This window comes from Streptomyces sp. PA03-5A (assembly GCF_033792725.1).
Taxonomy (GTDB): Bacteria; Actinomycetota; Actinomycetes; order Streptomycetales; family Streptomycetaceae; genus Actinacidiphila.
Genome location: NZ_JARAVL010000026.1, coordinates 1 through 21,136 on the forward strand (window position 1 = coordinate 1; position 21,136 = coordinate 21,136).

Consider the following 21,136-nt stretch of genomic DNA (forward strand, 5'->3'; position numbering starts at 1 on the left):
GATAGTGAGGTGGTCTCCGGTCACGCATCCGCGATCCCCGCACCCCCGGCAGCATTCCGGTCGGGTGGGCGGAAACAGAAGGCCGGCGCAGTACCAGGGCCGGCAGATGGTGTAGCAGTTCCTTCGGGGCCCTGGTGCCATACGGCACCAGGGCCCCCCGCGCGCTTTCGCAGAGAGGTGCAATGACAGCAGACGACTCGTTCAGCCGGCTTGACGACGACGACTACCCCGCCTACACGATGGGCCGGGCCGCCGAGATGCTCGGCACCACCCAGGGTTTCCTGCGCGCCATCGGCGAGGCCCGCCTGATCACCCCGCTCCGCTCCGAGGGCGGCCATCGCCGCTACTCCCGCTACCAGTTGCGCATCGCCGCCCGCGCCCGGGAACTTGTCGACCAGGGGATGCCCATCGAGGCCGCCTGCCGCATCGTCATTCTCGAAGACCAGCTCGCAGAGGCGCAGCGCATCAACGCCGAATACCGCCGCGCCGCATCCCGGCCCGACACCTGACCCGCAGTCCGGGGCGACGTGCCGAGCCGCGCATTCTTCCGCCGACTCCAGAATATGAGCGCATGATCGCCGAAGATTCTCAGCCGCCGGCACACGGGCGGGAGTCCCAGCCTCGCCCCGGCGCCAGAGTGAACTGTGCGCGACGGCAACTCCAGGCGGTCGACGCGTACATCGTCACGGAGGTCCGGATCATGATGATGCTGGCTCGTCGTCAGGAGCTGTGGGGATGGGTTGTTCGGCCCAAATCGTCTTGCCGTTGTCGTTGCAACGGCAGCCCCAGCGGGCGGTGAGCTGGGCGATGAGGAACAGGCCGCGTCCTCCCTCGTCGGTGGTGCGGGCATGTCGCAGTCGGGGCTGGGTGCTGCTGGAGTCGGTGACCTCGCACACCAGGACGTCGTCGTGGACGATCAGCCGCAGGTGCACCGGTGGGTGGGCGTAGCGGATGGCGTTGGTCAGCAGCTCACTGACGATGAGCTCGGTCGACAGGAGGAGATCGTCCAGTCCCCAGGTGTGCAGCTGGCGAGCCGTCGTTTCCCGAGCCCTGGAGACGGCGGACGGGGCGGCCGGGAACTCCCAGTCGGCGGTGTGTCCGGGTGGGATGGCGCGGGTGCGGGCCAGCAACAGGGCCGCGTCGTCACGTGGTGGCTGGTATGCCAGTTCGGTGAGCAGGGACCGGCCGGTGTCGGCCAGGGGTCGATCGGGTCGGCAGGCTGTGGCGAGGGCGTCGGTCAGGCGCTGCAGGCCCTGGTCGATGTCGCTGCCGTCCCGTTCGATCAGGCCGTTGGTGTAGAGCGCGAGGACGCTGCCCGGATCCAGGTTGATCGTGGTGCTCTCATACGGCACGCCGCCGACGGCCAGGGGCGGTCCCGGGCAGATCCTGACGACCTCGGTGGTCCCATCGGGCCTTACCACGATGGGGGGCGGGTGCCCGGCACTGGCGATGGTGCAGCTTCGGCTGATCGGGTCGTAGAGCGCGTACAGGCAGGTGCCGCCGACGATGTCGTGATCGCCGGGCGGCGCTTCGGCCGCGAGACGCTGGACCAGGTCCGCCATGCGGGCGAGTAGCTCGTCCGCCTCAAGCTCCAGGTCGGCGAGGGTTTGGATGGCGGTGCGCAGGCGACCCATGGTGGCGGTTGCGGGTATCCCGTGACCGACCACGTCTCCGGCGACAAGGGCTACCCGCAAAGAGGGCAGGGCGATGGCGTCGAACCAGTCGCCGCCGATCGCCGGGTCGCCGCCTGCGGGCAGGTGGATGCCCGCAGTCTCGGCCGCAGCGGTGTCGGTGGTGGCCGGGGGAAGAAGACGCTGCCGCAGCGCCACAGCCGCACGGTGCTCGCGCGTATAGCGGCGGGCGTTGTCGATGGCCAGCGCGCCCTGGGAGGAGATCTGCCGCAGGAGATCAGCCTCGTCGTCGGTGAAGGGGGCGGATCGGCCGGTGCGCCAGACCGATATGTCGCCGAGCGTGAGACCGCGGGTGTGCAGCGGGGCCACCATCACCGAATCGCAGCCTTGCGGGACAAGGAACTCGATCAGGCGCGGTTCGCCGATCGCAGCAGCGTAGTCCTCGAGGCTGAGAGTGAGCGTCTCGCCCTGCCGGAAACTGTGCCACAGGGGGTGGTCGGGCAGGGGCGGGACGAGACCGCCGGGCTTGATGCCGGCCGGCCAGAGCGCGGCGGCCGGGGCCATGGCAGCGTTGCGAAGATGAAGATCCCCACCGCCCCCGGGAGGTTCCTCTCCTTCGAACACCGCCTGGGCAAGGTCGACGGAGACGAGATCGCCGATGGCGGGGACGAGGACATTCGCCAGATCCTGCGCGGTGCGCACGACGTTCAACGATTTCCCGACATGCTCGGCCACCTCACGGGTGAGGTCCAGATGACGGCGAGCGCGCAGCTGATCGCTGTCATCGACGTACAGGGCCGCGACCCCCGTGGGATGCCCTTGTGCGTTCTCCAGACGGAAAGCCGACAGCGACAGGACCTGCTGGCGCGCGGGATCGTGCCGCCACCTGACGCGCTGATTCCTGCGGACCACCGGGACGCCCGTAGCCAGGACCCGGCGCAGTACGTCCTCGAGGTTCTCGGCGTCCTTGGTGCACAGCATGTCGCCCAGTCGGCTGCCCGTGCACACCCGGCGGCCGTTGACAGTGCCGGGCGTGGAATTCGTCTGCACAAGGGTCAGCTCCGTGTCGTGCAGGGCGACCATGATGCGGTTCTGGGCGGTCAGCGCGCGCAGGAGCGCTGCGCCTTGCTCGTGGTTGGCGACGTGATGTGCAGGTACTGCCAGGACCAGGACGTCTTGCGAGCCGTCCACCTTTGTGGCCCGGAAGGTGACATCGATGGTGTTGCCGCACCGGTGTCGCAGCCGTACCTGGCCGGACTGCGGCTTGTGGAGCGGCCGGCGCAGATCGGCCACGAGTTCGTGTACGGGGCGCCCGCACACTTCCTCGGCGGTGAACCCCGTCAGGTCCCTGGCTGTCCCGGTCCACTGCACGACCGTGCCGCGGTCGTCGAGCACGACGGCTGCCAGGCCGTCGAAGGCGTACGGCGTACCGCCGTAGCCAGGATCGCACCCGCTTGTCGTCGCTCGGGGGGTGCTCGCTGAGTAGGCGTTGTTGGCATCCTTCATATCCATTGTTCAAATCCTTTCTGTGCATGTGGTGGGGGCTGGCACCCGCCTTCGGCGGCCAAGAGACCAGCAGCAGTCATCGCCGGGTCGGCAGCGCGGGCTCGCGTGGTGTGGACGGCAGGTCTTGTTCGGCCCAGACGACCTTGCCGTCCGTTGCGGAGCGGGTCCCCCACCTGCGGGACAGCTGAGAGACAAGGAAGAGGCCGCGGCCGTTGTCGTCCAGGGCGCGGGGACATCGCGGGCGTGGGTGGCTGGCGCTGGTGTCGGAGACTTCGCACGTCAGCACGTGGTGCTGGATGAGCCGGAGGCGGCTGGGTCCCTTGCCGTAGCGGATGGCGTTGGTGACAAGTTCACTGACGATGAGTTCCACCGGGGGTACGAGGCGCTCCAGCCCCCAGGCGCTGAGCTGACGGGCAGCCAGGTTCCGGGCAGTGCGGACGGCGGCCGGCTCGTTCCGCAGGTCCCAGGAGGCAACGTGGGCGGGTTGTAGTGTGCGGGTTCGTGCCAGGAGCAAGGTGACGTCGTCGGCCGGTGCCTGGATCGGCAGGGTCTCGATCGCTTCGGAGCACAAGGTCTCCAGGGACCGGCCGGGCTGTGCCAGGGTGGTGCCCAGGCGGTGGAGGCCGACGTCGATGTCGTCGTTGCGGGACTCGACCAGACCGTCGGTGTAGAGCCCGAGCAGACTTCCTTCGGGCAGTTCCAGTTCCATGGACTCGAAGGCAACCGGCCCAAGGCCAAGGCCGAGTGGTGCCCCGGGCGGCAGGTCCGGAAAGTTTATCCGGCCCTGCGGGTCGATGATCACCGGCGGAGGGTGCCCGGCCCCCGCCATCGTGCACCGCCTGGTGACCGGGTCATAGACGGCGTACAGACAGGTGGCGCCGACCGGGCCCTGGTGGTCCGGGGTATCGGCGTCCTCCTCGTTCGCCCGCTGGACCGTGTCATCGAGGTGCGCGAGCAGTTCATGGGGAGGTAGATCCATGTCCGCGAGGGTGTGCACGGCGGTCCGTAGCCGGCCCATCGTGGCTGCGGCGTTGATGCCGTGGCCGACCACATCGCCGACGACGAGAGCGACCCGGGCGCCGGACAGCCCGATCACGTCGAACCAGTCGCCTCCTACGCCGTGGTCCATGTCGGCCGGCACGTAGCGCGCGGCCGCCTCGATTGCGACACCGCCTCGCAAACGATGCGGGAGCAGGTCGCGTTGGAGCGTGAGGGTTGCGGCGCGTTCGCGAGCGTATCGGAGAGCGTTGTCCAAACAGAGCGCGGCCCGGGTGATGAGCTCCTCGGCAAGGAGCAGATCATCCTCCTGGAACGGCGTCTGCTCCTCGGAGCGGCCGAACAGCGCCAGTCCCAGCACGCAGCCCCGCGCGCGGATGGGTATGACCATCAAAGAGTGGATTCCGGTGTCACGGACCTTCTGCGCCCGCACCGGGTCGTGGTCGACCCATGGGCCGGCCTGGGTGTCCAGCTCCGGTTCCAGGTAAGACCGGCCTGTTCGCAGGGCGGTGGCGAATGACGAGTCCGGGTGGACGTGGACCGCCTCTTCGCGCGCCCACGGGACCTGCGGGAGCCCTGGATCGATGGTGGCCAGACCGGCACGGCGCAGCCGAGGGGGGCGGCTGCTCGGCGGGCCGATGCGTGCCGAAGCCTCCAGGCCGAACGGAACCGACTCCACCAAGTCCACGATGGCGTGATCAGCCAGCAATGGCACGACAAGGTCGGCCAGTTCCTGCCCGGTCTGCATGACGTCGAGGGTGCTGCCGATGCGTGTGCTGGCTTCGCTGAGGATGGCACGGCGCTCACGGGCCCGCCGGTTGCCGGTGACATCCGCACTCATGGAGCACACCGCCAGGGGCTGGCCGTCCGCGTCCTGGAGGCAGAAGAACGAAGCCGAGAACACGTGCTCCCGGCGCCGATCGGCCGGCGGCCACGCCCGGTATTCGTGGACCATGGTGGTGCCGCTCGCCAGCACCTGCCGCATGACCACCTCGAGCGCTTCGGTCTCGAAACCGGGCAGCGAGTCGCTAAGGCGGCGCCCGAACCGCCGGGCACGAGGAATACCGTCGCAGCGCTCCATGGTGTCGTTCACCCAGGTGCAGCGCAGTTGCAGGTCACGAACGACGATGCCGATCGGCGTGCGGGCAAGGAGTGACTCGCGCACCGGCCCGTGGGCCGGTCCTGAGGACAGCGAGCCGATGTCGGTCACGGACACCAGCCACCGGGCGCTGGCGTCCTGTCCCCAGAGCAAGGAGACCCGCAAAGTCATCCTGAGCGTGTGACCATCACGATGGCGGACCGTCACGGTCCCGGACCAGCCACCCTGGGCGCGGCACTGCTCGGCGTACGCCGAAGCCCCCAGGACGTCCTCGGAGGGCCGCAGCATCTGTCCGGCGGACCGGCCCACCATCTCGCGAGCCGAGTATCCGACGAGCTGCTGAGCAGCCTGGGTCCATCCCACCACGGTCCCCTCCGCGTCGATCATCGCTATCGCTGCGTCGGGTCCGTCCCGGCGGTTGAGCGGCTTGGCAAGTGGTGTGTGGTCCGTGTTTGTCATCGGGGATATCCCATCGGTGCGGTGATGTGGGAGAGGACGGGTGTGCAGCGGCGGCCCGGACTGCGGTCGAGCGGGGACGGCCGGGTCTGCACCTTCCCGGTGGCCCAGGCCCGGGCGTGCCTCCCGCACGCGACCCGCCTAGTCGAAGGCCTTGCCGGCGCCATCCATCAGGAGGCACCTTTTGTCCACTTCTGATGAAATTATCAGATACGATCGTTTCATCGTCAAGTGCCTCATATCTGATCTTTTGATCGGCTTCTAGGGGGCGGGAACTCAATGCGCACGGGCGGGTTCGCTCAGGCCTCGCGCAGGGGTGGACAGGTGCACCTCCTGCTGCGATGATGAATTCATCAGAACTGGTAGTTCTCTTTGCGGTGCATGCTGATGCCAGCCTCAGGCAGGAGCCGATTCGAACGCCGTCGGGCCGTGACCCGGCAGGCGCTCGTCCGCGCCGCCCGGAAGATCCTGGCCGAGTCCGGCGACACGAGCGCCAGCATTCGGGCCATCGCGGAGCGCGCGGACGTGGGCTTCGGCTCCTTCTACAACCACTTCACCTGCAAGTTGGATCTCTTCGAAGCGGCTGTGGCTGATGCGCTGGAGGAATACGCCGAAGCCATCGACGAAGGCTTGCGTGGCGTTGACGACCCCGCCGAGCGCCTTGCCGGGGGCGTGCGGCTCAGCGCACGTTTGGCCGAGTCGCACCCGGAGGTCATGCGGATCCTGTGCCACAGCGAGCTCGGCCGCATTTGCGCCGGCCACGGTCTGGCTCCGCGCGCGAAGCGCGATGTGGAGCACGGTATGGCCTCGGGCCGCTTCACGGTGGTCGACCCGGTCATCGCCCTGACCGCGCTGAACGGCAGCCTGCTGGCGCTTTTGGAGCTGTGGTTCAACCGGCCCGAGGCCGACCGGGATCGGGCTGCAGGCGCGTTGGCCGTGATGCTCTTGCACATGCTCGGCGTCCCCCCGGATGAGGCCCGCGACCTGACCCGGCGCCCCCTTCCCGCCGCAACCGGGAAAGGAGCCCCCTAGTCCAGGGTCCGCTGACACCGACCGCGCACGGTTTGTTGCCTTGGTCCGCGCAGCACGCTCCCTACAGGTGGATGGGCAGGTGACGCGGGCCTGGGCCTCAAGGCGGGCCAGCGGGCCGCCGTAGCACCGGTGGATACCGCTGCCGAAGCCGCGGTATCCGTTGTCCGGGTGGGCGGCATCGAACCGGTCGGGCTCGTGGAGAACCGCTTGGGGTCGCGGCTTCCCGCGGCCAGCACCAGATCACTTTCTCCGTTGTCACCCCCTCATGCCCAGGATGGGGGCAGCGCCGCAGGCCCGCACGGCCATGCCAAGACGGCGGGCTGGCCCCGTGCAGGGCCCAGTTCAGCCGAGGGCGCGGTCGAGGTTGAAGGCAGCGCTGATCAGGGCGAGATGGGTGAAGGCCTGTGGGAAGTTGCCCAGTTGCTGTCCGGTGTGGCTGATCTCCTCGGCGAACAGGCCGAGGTGGTTGGCGTAGGTGAGCATCTTCTCGAAGGCCAGGCGGGCTTCGTCCAGACGTCCGGCGCGGGTGAGGGCCTCGACGTACCAGAACGAGCAGATGGAAAAGGTGCCTTCGTCGCCTTCCAGGCCGTCGGGGCTCGCATTGGGGTCATAGCGCCAGACCAGGGAGTCGGAGACCAGTTCGTTGCCAAGGGCGTCGAGCGTGGACAGCCACAGGGGGTCGTCGGGAGCGATGAAATTGGTCAGGGGCAACATCAACGCCGAAGCGTCCAGCACGTCGCCGCCCTCGTACTGGGTGAACGCCTGCCGGGCCGGCGACCAGCCCTGGTCCAGGATCCGCCAGTAGATCGTGTCCCGGACCGGGCCCCAGCGGACGAGGTCGGCGGGCAGGCTGCGGTGCCAGGCGATGCGCATGGCGCGGTCGATGGCCACCCAGCACATGAGACGGGAGTAGAGGAACTTCTTGCGGCCGCCGCGCGTCTCCCACACGCCCTCGTCCGGCTGGTCCCAGTGCTCGCAGACCCAGTTCACCAGGTCGCGCACTCCGCGCCATTGGCCGCTGGTCAGGGGGCGGCACCACTTGTCGTACAGGTATACCGAGTCGAGCAGGGCGCCGTAGATGTCGAGCTGCAACTGGGTGACGGCGCCGTTGCCGACCCGTACAGGCGCCGAGCCCCGGTAGCCCTCGAGATGGGGGAGCTCGCGTTCGGGCAGCTCGGAGCGTCCGTCGACGCCGTACATGATCTGCAGTGGTCCCGAGGGTCCCTCGCGCCGGGGTATGTACCGGGTGAGGAAGCCCATGAAGGCTTCGGCCTCTTCGGCGAAGCCGAGCCTGAGCAGCCCGTAGACGGCGAATGCGGAGTCGCGTACCCATGCGTAGCGGTAGTCCCAGTTGCGGCCACCGCCGATCTGCTCGGGCAGGCTGGTGGTGGGGGCTGCCACGATCGCGCCGGTGGGCGCGTAGGTGAGCAGTTTGAGTGTGAGGGCGGAGCGGTGCACCATCTCCCGCCATCGGCCGCGGTAGCTGGACTGCTGCAGCCAACTTCGCCAGAAGGCGACCGTGGTGGTGAACGCCCGCTCAGCTTCTGCCTCGGCGTGCAGGTCGCCGCGCGGCGGGGTCTGGCCGCTGGTCTGGTCGAGGACGAAGACTGTCGTCTGCCCCTGGGACAGTTCGAACTCCGCCCATACGTCGCTCTCGTCGTTCTTCAGCGGCACCGTGGCGGTCAGCATCAGCGACAGCGCCTCGGAGGTGAAGAGGGCGGCCTGGTCGAGCAGCCGCACGGTGTGGGGCTGGGCGCCGTAACCGAACCGGGGGGCCACCTGGGCCCGGAACAAGATCCTTCCGCGGATGCACACCACTCGCCGGATCAGCCTGTGGCGGGCGCACTGGCCGGCCTCTGCCACGGGCATGAAGTCCTGGATCTCTCCCAGCCCGTCCTCGGTGAAGAACCGGGTGATCAGCACATTGGTGTCCGGGAAGTAGAACTGTTTGGTGTCGGCCGGTACGGCGGGGGACAGCTCAAACGCTCCACCCCGGTCCGCGTCCAGGATGGCGGCGAAGACACTGGGGGAGTCGAAGGTGGGGCAGCAGTACCAGTCGATGGTCCCGTCGGTGCCCACCAGGGCGGCTGTGCGCAGGTCCCCGATCAAGCCGTGGTCAGCGATCGGCGGGTACCGGATGGATTTGCGCTGGCTCATTGCTCCGAACATCGCAGCAGCCTCCCTTGCCCCTGCGTCTTCTTGTGTTCTTCCCGATCGCAGGGGCATCAGACCGGCCCGACAGGGTCAGCGCGGCGCTTCTTCCGCCGCCCGCGGGCAGCCGGCTGACCGGCAGGCGGTCCGGGGCGCGGGTCCGCCGCCCTGCGTGGGCACGCACGGAGGCGCTGAACGCGCACATCTGCTGCCGGTCGAGATGAGTGGAGCCCGCGGAGCCGTGCCTTTTCGTCGCGCCTGCTCGTGCGGCCTCTGGACTCGCACCCACGCGTCGGCCGGTGGGGACCGCGAGGCGAGGGATGCCGGACGGCCGTGGGCGCCGGTGCTCCGTCAAGCACCCGCGCCCACGCACCCCTGCCCGAGGTGGCTTGTGCGCAGCAGTCGTCAGGGCACGAGGATGAGACGGATCGGGTCGCCGATCTTGTTCTCCAGCCGGTTGACGGCGCCGGCGGCGTCGGCGAGCGGGATGTGGTCGGTGATGGAGGGGGCCAGGTCGAGACGGCCGGCTGCGGTCAGCCGCACCAGCTCGCTTACGGACTCCGGGAAGCCGCCGTAGTGGCCGCGCACCTGCTTGCTGAGGTAGTTGAAGGTCAGGCCCTCGCTGATGGTGAGCGGGTGCGGCGTGATGCCCACCAGGATCAGGGCGCCGTTCAGGCCGAGCACGGAGGCGGCCTGTTCACGGACGGCGGGCACGCCGGCGCAGTCGAAGGCGAAGTCCAGGCCCCGTCCGTCGGTGGCCGCGCGTACCTGGTCGGCGAAGTCGGGGGCGCCCGGGTCCAGGGCGTAGTCCGCGCCGAACGCCAGGGCGCGCTCGCGGGCGCTGGCCAGCGGGTCGACAGCGATGATCGGCGCGGCGCCGACCAGGCGGGCGAGGCGCAGGTTGTGCGCGCCGACTCCGCCCACGCCCCAGACGCCGACGGACTGGGCGGGACGAACGCCTGCGGTGGCGACGACGGCGGCGTAGGGGGTGGAGACCGCGTCGGGGATGATCGCGGCCTGGTCGAAGGGGAGGCTGTCGGGGATCGGGATGAGGGTGTCCTCGCGGGCGACGGTGTATTGGGCCCAGCCGCCGTCGTAGTCGATGCCGGCGGTGAGCATCTGGGTGCAGGGGCGGTGGCGCACACAGCCGGAGCACCGGCCGCAGGTCTTGCCGGCCTCCAGGGTGACGCGGGTGCCGACGGTCAGGCCGCGCTTGAGGCCGGGGCCGAGAGTGTGGATCACACCGGAGACCTCATGGCCGACGGTGACCGCATCAGAGGTGGCGAACAGCGGGACGAGGGAGCCGTCGATCAAGTGGACGTCCGACAGGCAGACGCCGGCGGCCTTGACCTCGACGAGCACCTCGCCCGGACCGGGCACGGGGACGGGGACCTCCTCCACGACGAACTTCTTGCTGTCCAGGTGGAAGCGTCCGGCGAGCATGGTGTCCATGAAGATCTGCTTTCTGTGAGCGGCATTTCCCGGCGGGCCGACGGGTGCCGATGGCGTCTGGCGGGCTTGTGGTGGCCGGAAGACATGCGGGGCGGCAGGTGCGACGCATGCCTCCCGGCGTCTGGGGGTCAGGCGAAGACGTCCTGCTGGTAGCGCTCGTCGGCCTCGAGCTGGGCGAGCCATTGCTGGGCGGTCTCGTCGTCGCTGCCGGTCCGCTGGCGGTAGATGGCGGCGAGGGCCTCGCGGACGGCGGGTGCCATGCGGCGGCCGTCACCGCAGACGTAGATGTACGCCCCGTCTTCGATGGCTTGCCACACCGTGTCGGCGGCGCCTGCGATGGCGTTCTGCACGAACCGGGCCGGGTGGCCGGTCACCGCCGAGTAGGCGGTGTGGATCTGCGCGATCCCGGCCTGCTCCCAGTCCTGCATCTCCTGCCGGTAGAAGTAGTCGTGCTCCGGGTGGCGGCAGCCGACGAAAACCTGCGACAGGCCGACCTGCGTGCCGTTCTCGTGCTGCCAGGCCCGCTCCTCCAGGAAGCCGCGCAGCGGCGCGATGCCGGTGCCGGGGCCGATCAGGATCAGCGGCGTGGCGGGGTCGGCCGGCGGGGCGAACGTCGGCGAGGGCACGCGGATGTAGCCGTACACGACGTCTCCGGGCTCCAGGCCTGCGATGTAGGAGGAGCAGGTGCCGCGGTACTGGCCGTCACCGGACAGGGCCGGCCCTTCCAGCAGGCCGACGGTCAGGCGCACATGACGCGGGTTGGCCTGCGGGGCGGAGGAGATGGAGTAGAAGCGGGGACGGATCGGGCCCATCATCTCCAGGAAGACCGCCAGCGGCAGGTCGACCGCCGCGAAGCGCTCCAGCAGGTTGAGCACCGAGACCCGCTTGCCGAGGATCTCCTCCTGGTAGCGCTCTTCGGCTTCGGCGGTGTCGGCGGTGTAGGCCTGCAGCTGCGGCCGGGTCCAGGGGCACTCGGTGTACTCGGAGAGGGTCTGGATCTGGGAGCGGGTGGCGATGTCCTGCAGCTCCAGGAACTCGGTGAGCAGGATTCCGGCGGTGACGGGGATGCCGACCGGCAGGTGCGTCCTGCCGCCGCCGGGCTGGTCGAGCCGGAGCACCTGGTCGTTCTCGACACCGAGCCGGGTCAGTACGCGGTTGACCAGGGCGGGTTCATTCTTGGCGAAGACGGCCAGGTGGTTGCCGGTGTCGTAGGTGACACCCTCGGGGAGTTCGACGGTGATGGACTTCGCGGACGGGCGCGGCGGCTCGATGCTGAAGTCCCACAGGCCGGTCGCGTCGGCCACGAGTTCCTCGTTGGCCACCACCGTGAGGGGGTAGGCCTGCTCGGAGACGATGGCAGGGCGTACGTCCGCCTCGGTGAGCAGCTGGATCTGGTAGCGCGGGCCGCTCGCCTCGGAGGTGTCGGCGGCGTACTCCTCGGCCAAGGTGGTCCACAGGGTGTCCATCCAGCGGGTGGCCATGCCGTCGAAGTCACCGGAGGCGTCGGCGATGCCGCGCTCGATGACGGGGGTGGCGCCGGCGGCTAGCAGGCCTTCCTCGATCCGCTTGGGGAAGGCCTGGTAGGTGGCTACCCACTGGGTGTTGCCGGCGCCCAGCAGCGCGAACCGCATGTTGGACAGCGAGCCCTCGGGCAGTCCAGCGGCGAGCAGGTCGTCGAAGCGCTGGGCGTTGTCGGGAGCCTTGCCGTTGTAGCTCGCGGCGACAACGGCGAGCAGGCCCTCGGTGGGCAGGTTGTCGCCCAGCTCGTCCAGGCTGAGCAGCGTGGTGCCGAAGCCGGAGCGCTCACTGCGGTCGGCGATGGTGCGCGCCAGGTCCTCGCACGAGCCCAGGCTGGAGCCGTAGGCGACGGTCAGGTTCACCCCGACACCGCTGACCGCGGTTTGCGCCTGCGTGCCGTCGGTCTGCCGGTCCGCGGCGCCGAAAACCGTCCGCTGGTGATCCTGGCGGCGACGGACGACCAGCTGGAAGTCACCGGGCTTGCGCGTCAGCGCCTCCCGCACGTCCATCTGGTAGTCGCCGGTGTCGGAGAACTTGAACTTCTGCAGCACCAGCGCCAGGGCCAGGCGGGCCTCGGTGAGCGCGAACTGCCGGCCGATGCAGGCACGTACGCCGTTGCCGAACGGCTTGTAGGCGTGCGGGTGCTGCTGGGCGCGGTTCTCCGGCAGCCACCGGTCGATGTCGAACTCCTCCGGCCGCTCCCACGCCTCGGGGTGGGAGTGCAGCGCGCCCATGAGGATGTTCGCCCTGGTTCCCTTCTTCAGCTCATAGCGGCCGCCGATGACGGTGTCCTCGATCGGCGCCTTGGCGATCAGAGGGATGGGAGCCCACAGGCGCAGGGTCTCCTCCAGGATCCGCGGGATCACGTCGAGCTGCATGATCGTGTCGTAGTCCGGCACGGTGTCGCCGGGCAGCAGCCGGTCCACCTCGGCGTAGGCCTGGGCCAGTACGTGCGGGTTGCGCATCAGCGAGTACGTGGCGAACGACAGCAGGCCACTGGTGGTTTCGTGACCGGCGATCAGGAACGTCACCACCTGGTCGCGGACGTTGTCGTCCGCCAGCAACTTGCCGGTCTCCGGGTCGGTGGCCTGGAGCATCAGGCCCAGCAGGTCCTCCTCACCGGTGCCCTTCCCCTCGCGGCGCTCCTTGATCACGCTCTCGACCAGCTCGCGCATCACCTGGATGTTCCCGCGGTACTTCTTGTCGTCAGCCTTGCGCAGCTTGGTCATCATCGGCAGCTCTTGCGAGCGCCGCAGTGACTCGATCAGCGCCTCCAGCAGCGCGTTGAGGAAGGGGTGCAGCTCCTCCTTGCCGAACGACTGGAAGCGGTAGCCGAAGCCGGACAGAGCGATGGTGTCCAGGGTGAGCCGGGTGTAGTCGTCGGTGATGTTGACCGGCTGCCCCTCACGGTTCTCCCACTTGCCCACCAGGTTCTCGGCGATCTCCAGCATCTGCCCGAAGTAGGCCTTCATGGCTCGCTGGCTGAACGCCGGCAGGAGGATCCGGTGCGCCATGGCCCATTCCTCCTCGTGCTGGTGGGCCGTGAACAGGCCCGCCCCCGTGAAGTCCCGCACGTGGCTCAGCGGTGTCTTGTCGATCTGCTTGAAGAACCGCGTCTCGTCGCAGACCTCGGCCACCAGGTCCGGGTCGTACACGAAGACCTGTTCAATACCGGCGATGTCCATGCCGTAGATGCCCTCAGGGAACTGCTTGGACAGCTTGCCGAAGTACTCCACCGGGTTGGTGCTGGGGATCTGCGGCGTATGGCCGAGCAGGGGGATCCCCCGCGGGGACCGGATGGGACGCAGATCGGTCACGGGTTGCGTGGCCATGACTTGCTCCTTTGTGCGAAGAGGGGGAGGGGCAAGGGCGTTGTGCGATGCGGGGGAAGGCCGACCGGCGGCGAACCCTCGTTTCCATACGCCGTATGGAACTGCTTCCAGTGTTACCATACGACGTATGGAAACCCCAAAGAAGGCTCCCCGGGGCACGAGGAAGAGGGACGTACCACTCACCCAGGACGGCATCTACGCCATGGCGCTGCGCCTCATCGATGCCGACGGTGTTGAGGCGCTGACCATGCGCAAGCTCGCGGCCGCGCTGGATGCGAACCCCATGTCGCTGTATCACCACGTGCCGAACAAGGACGCCGTACTGCGCGGCGTCGCCGAGCGCGTCGGCTCACATTTCCGCACACCGGAGCAGGAGGACGCTCCCTGGCAGGCGCGCCTGCGTCAACTGGCCCTTGATTTCCGTTCCCTGGCGCACCGTCACCCCAAACTGATGCAGTACTCCTTCGCGCGCACCGACTACATCCAGCCCGAGGACCCCTTCTGGCGTGGACTTACGGACACGCTGGCCGCCGCCAGGCTGCCGGCCCCCGAGATCCCGCGCGTCGCTGCAACCCTGTGCGCTGTCTTCACGGGTCTGCTCGTCAGCGAACTGACCGGAGCGCTCCAGCGGTGGACCACCCTCCCGCCGGCACCGGTCGGCCCCGACGGGGAAGAGGCGCCCGCCCCCTCGTCAGACGAGATCGACACGATGTTCAGCCGTGCGCTGGACGCCGCGATCGCAGGTGTGCAAAGCCACCCCGCACGGGCCTGCGAGGGAGCGTGACGGGAAGGCGCGGACGCCGCTGACCGACAGCGTGCAAGGAACACCACGCTTGCCGCGGAGCGGGCGCCTCCCGCAGGGGCCCTCGTCGTATCGCCGACGCGGGGGTCGGAGCCCCCGGCAGAAGATCGCGGTGCCGGTCGGCCGACGCGGGTCAGGCGAGGCTGGGAAGGGCGCGCCGGGTGATGTCGTGGGCCTCGTCGGCGGGGACGCCCAGCATGCGCAGGACCATCTCGGCCAGGTTCGAGGCGGCCTCGTCACCGTCGACGTCAGGCCGGGCCAGCCTCAGCGCCACCAGGGACAGCAGGGTTCCGCCCACTGCCGACAACGCCATGGTCGGCTCGGCGCAGGTGAAACGGCCCGAGGCGATGCCGTGCTGGATGTCGCGCAGCGCTCGCGGGGCGAGGCCGCGCTCGGAGTGGATGTGGGCGAGCCCGTGGTCGCGCAGGATCCGCATGAGTTCCGGGTGGGAGTCCACCATCCGTCCCGTGAGCCGGAACCCCGCCGCGACGAGTTCGGCCGGGTCGTCGATCCCCTGGACGCGCTCGTCGATGACCTGCCCGAACTCCTCCAGGGCGTCCGAGACGGCGGCGTCGAACAGATCGGTCTTGGAGTCGAAGTGGTTGTAGAAGGAGCCGAAACCGACGTCCGCGCGATCGGCGATCGTCTGGATGCTGGCGCTGGTCTCGCCGGTCTCCGCCAGCAGCTGGCGGGCCGCGCGGACCAGGGCGTGGCGGGTCTCGGCGCGGCGTCGCTCGAAGCGGTTCCCGGGCGGGGCTGACGTCGGCATACGGAGAGTGTAACAACCGTGGCGATGAGTCCTACATGTCTGATGTTTTCATCAGTTACTTGGTGTCCCCCTATTGACGATGAAGTTTTCAAAGTTGATGATTTCCTCATTACAGCTGTGTTGCTTGGAGGGCACCATGTCCGAAACTCCCGTTAACAAGGCCGACCCGCCGACGGCCCACCAGGACCTTCACAGCGAGCAGGGCGCCCTGCGCGGCGAGCACCCCGGGCGCGCCCGCAATCCGGTGATCAAGGTGGCGGACCTGGCGTGGCTGGAGTTCGAGAAGCCGGACCTGGACCGGGCCGAGGTGTTCGCACGTGACTTCGGGTTCGCGATCGCCGCCCGCACCGAGCGGGAACTGTGGCTGCGCGGCACCTTCGCCGGCTCACCCTGTATGGTCATCCGCCGTGGACGCGCCTCCCGCTTCATCGGGCCGGCATTCCGCGCGGCCGAGCAAGCCGATGTGAACCGGCTGGCCCGCGCCACCGGCAGCACCGTCACGGACGCCGACGTACCGGGCGGCGGACAGTCGGTCTCCTTGCTCGACCCCTCGGGCATGCCGGTTCGGGTCGTCCACTGCGCCGAGCCGTTGCCCGCGCTGCCCGAGCAGCGCCCGCTGACCTTGAACTTCGGCACCGATCACCGCCGCACGAACGCCACCCAGCGTCCGCCCCGCGAGCCGTCCCGTATCCAGCGTCTGGGCCATGTGGTCCTGGAGACGCCAGTCTTCGCCCGGACCCTGGACTGGTACCTGGACACCCTCGGGCTGATCGTGTCCGACTTCCTGTTCCTCGACGGGCAGCGCGACCGTGGGCCGACCATGGCCTTCATCCGCTGCGACCAGGGCAGTACGGCCGTGGACCACCACACCCTGGCCATGCACCTGGGACCCGGAGCCGGCTACGTCCACTCCGCCTACCAGGTCACCGACCTCGACGCGATCGCCGCCGGCGGAGAATACCTGGCCGAGCGCGGCTACCGGCGCAGCTGGGGGATCGGCCGCCACATCCAGGGCAGCCAGCTGTTCGACTACTGGCGCGACCCCGACCGCTTCATGCTGGAGCACTTCGCCGACGGCGACCTGTTCTCCTGCGACGTCGAGCCCGGGTGGGCGCCGATGTCCGCCGGCGGGCTGGCCCAGTGGGGCCCGTCGGCCACCCGTGACTTCCTGGGCACGAGCCCGTCCCCCGCCAAGCTCCGCGAGGTCCTCAAGGCCCTGCGCGGCGACAACGAACTCGACCCCGCACGCCTGCTGGGCCTGATGAAAGCGATGAGCTCATGAGCACCAACGTCATGCGCACCGCCGACGGCTGGTGGGCGGTGCGCAACGAGCGCGCCGTCCCGATCGACACCAAGGCGGCCACCACCGCCGAGCTGCTCGCCGACCGCGACGCAGTCCGCGAGGCCGCCGCCTCCACCGAAAGCGGCACGTTCGTCGCCGACCTGGTGGCCCTGGCGCCGGTCACCACCCCCTGCCGGGTGGTCGCACAGATGGTCAACTACCGCAGTCACGCACGCGATTCGGGCTTCACCGGAGACATCCCGCCCACCTTCTTCCGCAAGGCATCCGGCTCGGTCAGCGGTCCGCACGAGGCGATCGTCCGCCCCGCGCACGTGAAGTTCCTCGACTACGAGGTGGAAGTCGGCCTCGTCCTGGGCGCCCCCCTGCCCGTGGGCACCGTCGTCGAGGAGCGAGACCTGCCACGCTACGTCGCCGGACTCGTCCTGGCCAACGACGTCAGCGCCCGAGACGTCCAGCTGACCAAAACCCAGTTCTACGAGAGCAAGTCCTACCCCACCTTCACACCCACCGGACCGCACCTGGCCCTGCTGGAGCCCGAGGACTTCGCCCACCTGCTCGACCTGCGACTGCGACTGTCCGTCAACAGCGAACCGCGCCAGGACCACACGCTGGCCGACATGATCGTGCGACCCGCGCAGGCGCTGACCCTGCTCGCCCGCTTCCAGACCCTCGATCCGGGCGACCTGCTGCTGACCGGCACGCCCGGCGGCACCGCCTTGAAGGCCCCGCCCAAGGCGGTCGAGAAGATCGGCGCGCTGCTGCCGCCCGCACGGAAATGGAAGGCATTCTTCAACAGCCAGGCCAAAAATCCCCGCTACCTGCGGCACGGCGACCTGATCACCGCCACGATCGCCACCCCCGACGGGCGGATCGACCTCGGCGAGCAGCACACCCCCGTGACGGACGCCGAGTGAGCGCCACCGCATCCCGGAGACCAGTGGTGATCATCGGTGCCGGGCCCGTGGGCGTCACGGCCGCCCTCCTCCTCGCCAAGCGCGGCGTGCGCAGCCTCGTCCTGGAACGCCACCAGGGCATCTACCCCCTGCCACGCGCCGTCGTCGTGGACGACGAGGTCCGCAGGATCCTGCAGAGTCTCGGCATCCACGAGGAGTTCGCCGCCATCTCCCGCCCCGGGCGGGGGCTGCGGCTGCTGGATGCCCGGCACCGCCTGATCGCCGAACTCCCGCGGTCCCCGCACGGACACCACGGCTTCCCGCAGACCACCATGTTCGACCAGCCCGAGCTGGAACGCCTGCTGCGCGACGCCCTGGCCCGCCATCCCGAGTGCGAACTGCGGACCGGGACGGAAGTCACTTCTGTCACCCAGGACACCAGCGGACCCCACGGCCCCATGGGCCCGGTCCAGGTCACCTTCCGCCGCGACGGCAGCGACGAGGAGGAGCACCTGTGGGCCGATGCCGTCCTCGGCTGCGACGGCGCGAGCAGTCTCACCCGCCATGCCATCGACGCCGCCTGGGACGACCTGCACTTCCAGGAACGCTGGAGTGTCATCGACGTGCGCACCAGCCGCCAGGTGCGCACCTGGGAGGGCGCCGAGCAGATCTGCTGCCCCACCCAGCCGGCCACCTTCATGCGCGTCGGCGAGGACCGCTACCGCTGGGAGTTCCGGCTCCCCGAAGACGAGCACCTGGACGGCCCGGACGGAAACCAACGTCTGCGCAAGCTGGTCGCCCCCTGGGTGGACCTGCCCTCCGATGCCCCGTGGGACAGCGACTTCGAAGTGATACGCCAGGCGCAGTACACCTTCCGCGCCCGCCTGGCCGACCGGTGGCGCCAAGGACGCATCTTCCTGCTGGGCGACGCCGCCCACCTCACCCCGCCCTTCATCGGGCAGGGCCTGTGCGCGGGCCTGCGCGACGCCCACAACCTCACCTGGAAACTCGCCCGCGTCCTCCAGAACGAAGCCCCCGAAGCACTGCTGGACACCTACGAGCACGAACGCAAACCGCACGCCCGCCGCATGATCCGCCTCGCCGTCACCGTCGGCTGGGCCATGACCGGCGGCCAGGACCACGCCGCGGCGATCCGCCGGACCCTGGTGGGCGCAGCCTGCCGCATCCCCGGCGTGACCCAGACCATCAGCCGCGACCTGAGCCCCGCCCTGAAAGCCGGCCCCCTGGTACGGCGCCGCTGCCAGCTGGCCGGCCGCGTACTTGCCGGAACCCACAGCCCGCAACCCTGGGTGCTGCACGACGGCAAACGCGGGCGCCTCGACGATCTCCTGGGCACCTCTTTCGCCCTCCTGACCACTGTGCCGCCCACCCCCCAGATGACGGCCGTGACCACCGCACTGGGCGCACACACCCTCCACGCCGGCGCCCTGGGCGACGACGGCACCCTGGCCTCCTGGCTGGCAAGCGGCCGGGCAGATGCCGTCCTGCTGCGCCCGGACCGCATCGTGATGGACACCGTCCCCGCCGGTACCGGGAACTTCACCGGCACCGCCGCCTGGGCACCGCTGCTGCGCACAGCCCCGCCTGCCGTCCCCCTGCCAAGGAGCGCCACCCCATGACCACCCCGCACTCCGCGCCGTGTCCGGAACCGTTCTTCACCCCCGACCCGCAGGCGGCCGTCCGCAGCCGCATCGCGGACTTCGCCCGGCAAACCGTCCGGCACCCAGGCGCCGAAGGCCTCCAGGACCCCGCCGACTACCAGGCTCTGTACCGGTGGTCCATCACCGACCTGGAAGGGTTCTGGGCCGCGGTGTGGCAGTACTTCGCCATCGACGCGACAACACAGTACGAGCAGGTGCTGGCCGCGGAAACCATGCCCGGAGCCCGCTGGTTCCCCGGCGCCACCCTCAACTACGCCCACCACGCGTTGCGCAACCTGCAGCCGGACGCTCCCGCGATCATCGCGCTGGACGAGACCGGAGCCGGCTACGAGATCACCGGCCGGCAGTTGCGCGCCCAGGTCGCCTCCGTCGCCGCCACGTTGCGCGACCTGGGCGTCGGGCAGGGCGACCGGGTGGTGGGCTATCTGCCCAACACCCCCCATGCGATCATCGCCTTCCTCGCCACCGCCAGCTTGGGCGCGGTGTGGTCGGTGTGCGGCCAGGACTACGCTCCCCAGGCCGCGGCCGACCGCTTCGCCCAGCTCGAACCGACGGTGCTCATCACGGCGGACGGCTACCTCTTCAACGGCACCACGCATGACCGCCGCGACGCCTCCCTCGAACTCGCCCGCGCTCTGCCCTCCGTGAAGGGCACGGTGCTCATAACCCACGTGGGCCTGGCATGGCCCGAGGACAGGCACCCAGGACAGACGGTTCCCTGGCAGGACGCCACCGGCCGCACCGAGGAACTCGCGTGCGCCCCGCTGCCCTTCGACCACCCCCTGTGGGTCGTCTTCTCCTCCGGCACCACCGGCCGGCCCAAAGGCATCGTCCACGGGCACGGCGGGGTCCTGCTCGAACACCTCAAGACCCTCGCCCTCCACACCGACCTCGACCGCGGCGACCGCCTGCTGTGGTACACCACCACCCACTGGATGATGTGGAACCTGGTCGTCTCCACCCTGCTGACCGGTGCCGCCACCTGCACCTACGACGGCAGCCCCGCCCCGCAAGCGCGCCCGGACATCCTGTGGGAGCTGGCGGCCCGCCACCAGGTCACCGTCTTCGGCACCAGCCCCCAGTACCTGCTGGCCATGGCCAAGCTCGGCATCGAACCCTCCAAGCACGACCTGGCCGCCATCCGCGTCATCGGCTGCACCGGCTCCACCCTGCCCGCCTCCGCCTACCCCTGGGTCCGCGACCACGTGGGGCCCGGCGTCCAGATGGCCTCCACCAGCGGCGGCACCGACGTCGTCTCCGGCTTCGCCGGAAGCGCTCCCACCAGTCCCGTCTGGGCAGGGGAGCTGTCCGCCCCCAACCTCGGCGTGGCACTGGCCGCCTACAACGCCGAAGGCACCCCGGTCCGCGACCAGGTCGGCGAACTGGTCATCACCCGGCCCATGCCGTCCATGCCGCTGCACTTCTGGAACGACCCCGACGGCAGCCGCTACCACGATGCCTACTTCGCCACCTACCCGGGCGTGTGGCGGCACGGCGACTGGATCACCCACACCTCCCACGGCTCGGTGATCGTCCACGGCCGCTCCGACGCCACCCTCAACCGCAACGGCGTACGCCTGGGCAGCGCTGACATCCACGACATCGTCGAACGCCTCCCCGAGATCACCGAGGCCCTCGTCATCGGCGCCGAGGAACCCGACGGCGGCTACTGGATGCCCCTGTTCGTCGTCCCCGCACCCGGCGTCACCCTGGACGACACCCTGCGCGACAAGATCCGCGACGCCATCCGCGCCGGCGCCTCACCACGCCACGTCCCCGACGAAATCCTCGCCGTACCGGCCATCCCGCACACCAAGACCGGCAAGAAACTCGAGGTTCCCGTCAAACGCATCCTCCAAGGCGCGCCGGTCGAGCAGGTGCTCAACCCCGCCGCCATCGACAACCCCGACCTTGCAGCCTACTTCGCCCGCGTGGGTGACGAACGTCGTCGGCAACGCGGCCTCACCGCAACCGCAGACCACCACAGCAGCAGGAGCAGCCGATGACGTCCTCA

At 69.5% G+C, this 21,136-nt stretch carries 13 protein-coding genes; 7 read left to right on the forward strand and 6 right to left on the reverse strand.

Annotated elements, in window-relative coordinates; all coding sequences use genetic code 11:
• Window positions 1-182 precede the first annotated feature (182 nt).
• The gene (locus PV410_RS28915; protein WP_326569995.1) at window positions 183-509 is read left to right on the forward strand and encodes a helix-turn-helix domain-containing protein; all 327 of its coding nucleotides are present in this window, start codon (window positions 183-185) and stop codon (window positions 507-509) included.
• Between the two features lie 189 nt (window positions 510-698).
• On the opposite strand, the gene PV410_RS28920 is transcribed toward PV410_RS28915, so the two are convergent.
• Together PV410_RS28920 and PV410_RS28925 are read right to left on the reverse strand one after the other, a co-directional pair.
• Complete coding sequence (locus PV410_RS28920; RefSeq protein WP_500328708.1) at window positions 699-3,026, reverse strand: ATP-binding SpoIIE family protein phosphatase; 2,328 nt, start codon at window positions 3,024-3,026, stop codon at window positions 699-701.
• Between the two features lie 187 nt (window positions 3,027-3,213).
• A complete protein-coding gene (locus PV410_RS28925) occupies window positions 3,214-5,691 on the reverse strand; it encodes a SpoIIE family protein phosphatase (protein ID WP_500328796.1) in 2,478 nt (825 codons plus the stop codon).
• Window positions 5,692-6,075: 384 nt separating this feature from the next.
• Here PV410_RS28925 and PV410_RS28930 point away from each other — a divergent pair, with 384 nt between their 5' ends.
• Window positions 6,076-6,720 carry a TetR/AcrR family transcriptional regulator gene (locus tag PV410_RS28930; protein WP_500328797.1) on the forward strand — a complete coding sequence of 215 codons (645 nt, stop codon included), beginning with the start codon at window positions 6,076-6,078 and terminating at the stop codon, window positions 6,718-6,720.
• Window positions 6,721-7,062: 342 nt separating this feature from the next.
• Here the strand turns inward: PV410_RS28930 and PV410_RS28935 are convergent, their stop codons facing one another.
• The 3 genes from PV410_RS28935 to PV410_RS28945 form a co-directional block, all read right to left on the reverse strand.
• Window positions 7,063-8,877 carry a glycoside hydrolase family 15 protein gene (locus PV410_RS28935; RefSeq protein WP_500328709.1) on the reverse strand — a complete coding sequence of 605 codons (1,815 nt, stop codon included), beginning with the start codon at window positions 8,875-8,877 and terminating at the stop codon, window positions 7,063-7,065.
• Between the two features lie 399 nt (window positions 8,878-9,276).
• Window positions 9,277-10,323, reverse strand: coding sequence for a zinc-binding dehydrogenase (locus PV410_RS28940; protein WP_500328710.1), 1,047 nt, complete (start codon window positions 10,321-10,323; stop codon window positions 9,277-9,279).
• Between the two features lie 128 nt (window positions 10,324-10,451).
• Window positions 10,452-13,673: a bifunctional cytochrome P450/NADPH--P450 reductase gene (locus PV410_RS28945; protein ID WP_500328711.1), complete on the reverse strand. Its 3,222-nt coding sequence runs from the start codon at window positions 13,671-13,673 to the stop codon at window positions 10,452-10,454.
• Window positions 13,674-13,875: 202 nt separating this feature from the next.
• Here PV410_RS28945 and PV410_RS28950 point away from each other — a divergent pair, with 202 nt between their 5' ends.
• A complete protein-coding gene (locus tag PV410_RS28950) occupies window positions 13,876-14,457 on the forward strand; it encodes a TetR/AcrR family transcriptional regulator (protein ID WP_500328712.1) in 582 nt (193 codons plus the stop codon).
• A 151-nt stretch (window positions 14,458-14,608) separates the two neighbouring features.
• On the opposite strand, the gene PV410_RS28955 is transcribed toward PV410_RS28950, so the two are convergent.
• Complete coding sequence (locus PV410_RS28955; protein ID WP_500328713.1) at window positions 14,609-15,244, reverse strand: TetR/AcrR family transcriptional regulator; 636 nt, start codon at window positions 15,242-15,244, stop codon at window positions 14,609-14,611.
• A 136-nt stretch (window positions 15,245-15,380) separates the two neighbouring features.
• On the opposite strand from PV410_RS28955, the gene PV410_RS28960 reads away from it, so the two are divergent.
• Genes PV410_RS28960 through PV410_RS28975 form a run of 4 tightly spaced genes read left to right on the forward strand, consistent with a single transcriptional unit; the run spans window position 15,381 to window position 21,128 of the window.
• Entirely contained in the window at window positions 15,381-16,526 is a 1,146-nt protein-coding gene (locus PV410_RS28960) for a VOC family protein (RefSeq protein WP_500328714.1), read from the forward strand.
• On the forward strand, window positions 16,523-17,461 hold the full coding sequence (locus PV410_RS28965; protein WP_500328715.1) for a fumarylacetoacetate hydrolase family protein: 939 nt from the start codon (window positions 16,523-16,525) through the stop codon (window positions 17,459-17,461). Before PV410_RS28960 ends, PV410_RS28965 begins: the two co-directional genes overlap by 4 nt.
• On the forward strand, window positions 17,458-19,080 hold the full coding sequence (mhpA, locus tag PV410_RS28970) for a bifunctional 3-(3-hydroxy-phenyl)propionate/3-hydroxycinnamic acid hydroxylase MhpA (protein ID WP_500328716.1): 1,623 nt from the start codon (window positions 17,458-17,460) through the stop codon (window positions 19,078-19,080). Before PV410_RS28965 ends, mhpA begins: the two co-directional genes overlap by 4 nt.
• Entirely contained in the window at window positions 19,077-21,128 is a 2,052-nt protein-coding gene (locus PV410_RS28975) for an acetoacetate--CoA ligase (RefSeq protein WP_500328717.1), read from the forward strand. Before mhpA ends, PV410_RS28975 begins: the two co-directional genes overlap by 4 nt.
• Window positions 21,129-21,136 lie beyond the last annotated feature (8 nt).